We start from the raw sequence: 4135 nt of genomic DNA on the forward strand, positions 1-4135 counted from the left end.
CGGCCATCGTTGGTCATCAGTAGCAGCCCGGTGGAATCCTTGTCCAGCCGTCCCACCGGAAAAAGACGATCGGGCAGGTCAACCAGATCCGTCACCACCGGCTCCCCCCGGTGCTCGCAACTGGCCACAATACCTTCGGGCTTGTTGAGCATCACATAGATGAGCCGATCCGGTTTGCCCACCGGCACGCCGTTGAGGTGCACCACGTCGGTCTCGGAATCTACCTTGGTGCCTAATGTAATCACCACTGCGCCGTTGACCGTGACGTTGCCGGCAAGGATGTGTGCCTCGCCTTTGCGCCGGGAACAGGCCCCGGCTTCGGAGAGGAATTTTTGTAGGCGAACCAATGCCATGGAGGGGTGTGCAGCCTTTCGTCAGGACCGGTAATCGGCGTTAATCTTCACATAATCCAGGGAAAAGTCACAGGTCAGCATGCTCGCCGTCCCCTCGCCCTGATTCAGATCCAGGGCGACGGAGAATTCCGGCTTTTTCAGCACCCCGGTGGCCTTTTCTTCGGCATCCGGGCCGCAGCCCGTGCCGTCTTTGACCATCTGCACATCGTCAAAATAAAGATCCAGCCGCTCCGGATCCAAAAAAACACCGGCACGCCCGGCCGCCGCTATGATTCGCCCCCAGTTGGCGTCTTCCCCGAAAAAGGCCGTCTTGACCAGCGGCGAGTGGGCAATGGTGTCGGCAATCGCCCGGGCATCCTCATCGGAGCGGGCCCCGCACACCGTCAGGTCAACCACCTTGGTGACCCCCTCGCCGTCCTTGACCATCTGCCGGGCCAGATCCATGCACAGGTCATCCAATAGCCGCTGGAAGTCGACCCGATCGTTGTCCGTTTCGATCCTAACCCCGGAGGCGCCGTTGGCTAAAAGAATCACCGTGTCGTTGGTGCTGGAATCCCCGTCGATGGTGATGCGGTTGAAAGACCCGTCCACCGACCGCTTCAGCACCATTTGAATATTGGATACGGGGATGTCGGCGTCCGTGCAGATGAAACACAGCATGGTGGCCATGTCTGGCCGGATCATGCCGGCACCCTTGGCCACCGCGACGATCCTGTAGGAGACACCGTCCAGCGAACCTTCACGCGCCCCTGTTTTGGGTCGGGTGTCGGTGGTCATGATGGCGCGGGCCAGGTCGGGCAACCCGTTTGGACTCAGGCCGCCGGCCAGGGCGGGCATGGCCGCCTCGACCTTGTGGATGGGAAAAGGGGCGCCGATCACACCGGTGGAAGCCACCAGCACCTGCTCGTCGGGCAGGTTCAACACCCGGGCAGCCGCAGCGGCCATGGCTTCGGCGGCGACCAGGCCCTGCGGGCCATTGGCACAATTGGCATTGCCCGCATTGACGATCACCGCCCGGGCCGAACCGGATTTGACCCGCTCCCGGTCCAGCTTCACGGGTGCCGCCTGGACCCGGTTTCGGGTGAACACCGCCGCCACCCGCGCCGGTCGGTCGGACACCAGCATGCCCAGATCGAGGCTGTCGTTTTTCTTGATGCCGGCGGCCATGCCGCAGGCAGTGAACCCTTTACAGGTCAACGGAACCATAGCAATATCCTTTTAAACGGGTTTGCTTTTCATTGCTCAAATATCGCCCGTTGTCAATCGGGGAAAAGCGTCAACAACCCTTGCAAACCGATGATAGATGGCATAAAAAGCGCCTGTTTGCATGATCGCACCGTCTGGGTTCTGGTCTATGGTAAATGGTTTCTGGTCTCTGGTTTCGGGGTTCAGCTTTGAGCCTATCAGCTCATAAGCTTATGAGCTTAACAGCTATTGTTCAAGGTTTTGCGTTCGAAGTTCAAAACCTCTGAACCCTGAACCCTGAACCTCTGAACCCGTGAACGGCTGCGAAAAGCCGGTTGGTTTAAAACCAAGGAGCACCCGATGGCAAAAAAACCCATGTGTGAGAATTGCCTCACCCCGCTGACGCTGAAACGAACCTGACGGTCGGTCATTTTCCGCTGCTCGGGGTGCAGCGCCGAATACCCGCTGGCAAGATTCATCCACCTCATAGACGATGCCATGGAGCAGCAGTTGGCGGGTCTGCGCTGTGACAGGATATAGCCGACATGATGATCCTCAACAACCTGTTCCCGGTGTTTGCGCTCATCGGTCTGGGCGCCCTTCTCAAACACATTCATATGACCGGCGAGCGGTTTCTCAAGTCCTCGGACCGACTGGTCTATTTCATCTTTTTCCCGGTTATGCTCTTCTGGAAGATCGGTTCTACTCCATCGGTGGACAACAGCGCCACCGACCTGATTAGTGCCGCCATATGCGCCGCGGCCATCGTCTACCTCATCAGCGCGGTCTGCTTGAAATTGTTCAATGTGTCGAATTTCGCAGCCGGTTCGTATTCACAATGCTGCTACCGGTCCAATACCTACGTGGGGATGGCCGTGATCTTGAACGCCCTTGGCGAAGCGGGCGTATCGCAATACGGCATTCTCATCGGGTTCATCATTCCCATCGTCAACGTACTGGCCGTATCCACCTTGATCTGGTATTCCGGTCAGGCCATCGACACCCGCGAGCGGCTCCGCATCACGCTGCGCGCACTGGTTTCCAACCCGCTGATCATCGGCTGCCTCGCCGGTATGGCCTATTCCCGATTTATCGGTGAGTTTCCGGTTTTCCTGGACAACACATTTCGCCTGGCCGCCATGGTGACGCTGCCCCTTGCCCTGCTCTCCATCGGCGGCACGTTGACCCTGAAGAACCTCAAAAACCACATGGGCCACGCATTTTTAGGGTCCGCCATCAAGCTGCTGGTCCTGCCGGTCGTCGGCTGGTTTTTTCTCAAGGCCTTTGATGCGTCGCCCTTATCCTTTCAGGTGGGCATGCTTTTTTTCAGCCTGCCCACCTCGCCGGCCATCATCGTGCTCTCTTCCCAACTCAACAGCGACACCGAATTTGCATCCGCGGCCATCGTGCTGTCCACGCTGGTGTCTTTCTTCTCCATGCGCGTTGAGCTAGTGACGTGTTAGGAGGAGAGGCATCTTGGGTGAAGCCACACTACAGACATTCCGATTGATTATCGAATACGACGGTTCCGGCTTCCACGGCTGGCAGCGGCAGAAAAAAGACCGCACGGTTCAGGAAACCATCGAAAAAGCCCTGGCGATCATGACCCGGGAAAAGGTGACCGTCATCGGTTCCGGCCGCACCGATGCCGGCGTCCACGCCCTGGGCCAGGTGGCCAGCTTCAGAACCCGTTCCCGCCTGGATGCGGAGGTTTTTGTCAACGGTCTGAACAGCCTGCTGCCCGGTGATGTGGTCGTCAGCGCATGTAACCCGATGCCCGACAGCTTCCACGCCCGCTTCGACGTGACCTCCAAGCATTACCGCTACCATATCCTCAACCGGTTCATGGCACCGGCCATCGGCCGGCAGTTCGTCTGGCACATCCGTAAGCCGCTGGACACGGCGGCAATGTCCCAGGCTGCCAGGATGCTGATAGGCACTCACGATTTCAAGGCTTTTGAGGGCACAGGAAGCCCCCGGGATCATACCGTCCGGACGGTAACCGATTCAACCGTCAAGGCAACCGGCGGCGGCAATCTGACCTATGATATAAAAGCCAACGGGTTCTTGCGGTACATGGTCAGAAATATCGCAGGAACGCTGGTGGAAGTGGGTTTGGGAAAACTATCTGTTCCTGACATCCAAGAGATTTTGCTATCCAAAGACCGCTCACAGGCCGGTGCCACGGCTCCCCCTCATGGGCTCTTTTTAATGGATGTGGCCTACGACTGACCTGACCGTTGAACCCACTATCAATCAACCAGTTTTTCAGACGGCGCAAAAAGCACCTTGTCCTGAATCAGTTTCAAGATGTCCTCCCGTTGCATGCCCATTTCCTCGCCAAGAATCAACTCCGTGTGTTCCCCCAGCAGCGGTGGCCGACGCCTTGCCGACGGCGACGCATCTGAGAACTTGTACGGGAATCCCAACTGCGGGATTTCCTTTTCGATGGGGTGCGGCATATTGAACGTCATGTCACGGGCCTTGACATGGGGAGATGCGAACACCTCCTCCATATCGAGGATCGGTCCGCATGGGATACCGGCCTCCTCGAAAAGCTGCAACCACTCCCGGCTGGTTTTGGCCCCCATTTTCTC

At 58.0% G+C, this 4135-nt stretch carries 6 protein-coding genes; 3 read left to right on the forward strand and 3 right to left on the reverse strand.

From position 1 onward, the window contains the following. A partial coding sequence (locus tag QNK41_RS14695; protein ID WP_319258213.1) for a S4 domain-containing protein occupies positions 1-353 on the reverse strand: 353 nt, incomplete at its 3' end. Between the two features lie 21 nt (positions 354-374). Beyond that, positions 375-1559 carry a bifunctional glutamate N-acetyltransferase/amino-acid acetyltransferase ArgJ gene (gene argJ, locus QNK41_RS14700; protein ID WP_319258214.1) on the reverse strand — a complete coding sequence of 395 codons (1185 nt, stop codon included), beginning with the start codon at positions 1557-1559 and terminating at the stop codon, positions 375-377. 408 nt (positions 1560-1967) lie between these two features. Here argJ and QNK41_RS23090 point away from each other — a divergent pair, with 408 nt between their 5' ends. From QNK41_RS23090 to truA, 3 genes are read left to right on the forward strand one after another with little or no spacing between them, the layout of a single operon-like run. Then, positions 1968-2078, forward strand: coding sequence for a dual CXXC motif small (seleno)protein (locus tag QNK41_RS23090; protein ID WP_413815160.1), 111 nt, complete (start codon positions 1968-1970; stop codon positions 2076-2078). Positions 2079-2083: 5 nt separating this feature from the next. Continuing rightward, the gene (locus tag QNK41_RS14705) at positions 2084-3001 is read left to right on the forward strand and encodes an AEC family transporter (RefSeq protein ID WP_319258216.1); all 918 of its coding nucleotides are present in this window, start codon (positions 2084-2086) and stop codon (positions 2999-3001) included. A gap of 13 nt (positions 3002-3014) precedes the next feature. Continuing rightward, positions 3015-3770 (forward strand): tRNA pseudouridine(38-40) synthase TruA, encoded by a 756-nt coding sequence (gene truA / locus QNK41_RS14710; RefSeq protein ID WP_319258218.1) that lies wholly within the window; start codon positions 3015-3017, stop codon positions 3768-3770. Positions 3771-3790: 20 nt separating this feature from the next. Here truA and QNK41_RS14715 read toward each other — a convergent pair. Then, on the reverse strand, positions 3791-4135 hold a 345-nt coding region (locus QNK41_RS14715), incomplete at its 5' end, for a CoA transferase (RefSeq protein ID WP_319258219.1).

Origin of the sequence: Desulfosarcina sp., from assembly GCF_033791525.1 — a bacterium.
In the GTDB taxonomy this organism is placed as follows: domain Bacteria; phylum Desulfobacterota; class Desulfobacteria; order Desulfobacterales; family Desulfosarcinaceae; genus Desulfosarcina.

Coding starts and splice junctions, on each gene's coding strand:
- argJ (WP_319258214.1), bottom strand. CDS start 1,559: ATGGTTCCGTTGACCTGTAAAGGGTTCACTGCCTGCGGCATGGCCGCC.
- QNK41_RS14705 (WP_319258216.1), top strand. CDS start 2,084: ATGATGATCCTCAACAACCTGTTCCCGGTGTTTGCGCTCATCGGTCTG.